The sequence below is a fragment of the Nonomuraea guangzhouensis genome, assembly GCF_019396345.1.
GTDB lineage: Bacteria > Actinomycetota > Actinomycetes > Streptosporangiales > Streptosporangiaceae > Nonomuraea > Nonomuraea guangzhouensis.
The window spans coordinates 1-835 of sequence record NZ_JAHKRM010000115.1 but is presented as its reverse complement, the minus strand read 5'-3'; the positions used below and the strand labels follow the sequence as shown (position 1 = coordinate 835).

Here is an 835-nt window from a genome sequence, read left to right as displayed (position 1 = left end):
TGGTCAGCGCGTGTTGGATTTCGGTGGGTTCGATGCGGTAGCCGCGGAGTTTGATTTGGTGGTCGTTTCGGCCGAGGAAGTGGATGTGGCTGTTGGGGTTCCAGTGGGCTTGGTCGCCGGTGCGGTAGAGGCGTTGGCCGTTGGGGGCGGCGATGAAGCGTTGGGCGGTGAGGGCGGGTTGGTTGTGGTAGCCGCGGGTGAGGCCTGTGCCGCTGATGTGGAGTTCGCCGGGGATGCCGATGGGGACGGGTTGGAGGTGGGGGTTGAGGATGTGGGTGTGGGTGTTGGGGAGGGGTTTGCCGATGGGGGTGGGTCCGGGGTGTGGTGGGGGGTTGGTGGTGAGGTGGGTGGTGAGGTTGGTGTAGGTGGTGTCGATGGTTGTTTCGGTGATGCCGTAGGCGGTGAGGAGGGTGGTGTGTTTGAGGGTGTTTTGGGTGGTGGTGGCGTTGGTGGTGTGCCAGGTGTCGGTGGTGGCGATGAGGAGGCGGAGGTGGGGGAGGTTGGTGTTGGTGGTGGACAGGTGGGTGGTGAGTTGGTCGATGTAGCGGGGGGCGGTTTCTAGGGCGGTGGTGTGGGTGGTGTGGAGGGTGTGTGTCCAGGTGGGGGTGTCGAGGTGGAGGTGGGTGGGGGCGAGGATGAGGGTGCCGCCGGTGGTGAGGGCGCGGATGAGGTCGCCGGTGAAGACGTCGAAGCTGATGCTGGTGAGGCAGAGCCAGCGGTGGTGGTCGGTGGGGGTGTAGTGGGTGTGGGACCAGGCGGTGTGGAGTGTGGTGAGGTTGTGGTGGGTGATGAGGGTGGCTTTGGGGCGTCCGGTGGTGCCGGAGGTGTAGATGAC

At 65.3% G+C, this 835-nt stretch carries 1 protein-coding gene; it reads right to left on the bottom strand.

The window, feature by feature from the left end; all coding sequences use genetic code 11:
- Positions 1 to 835: AMP-binding protein (locus tag KME78_RS63660; RefSeq protein ID WP_219539959.1), on the bottom strand; the 835-nt coding region annotated here is incomplete at both ends.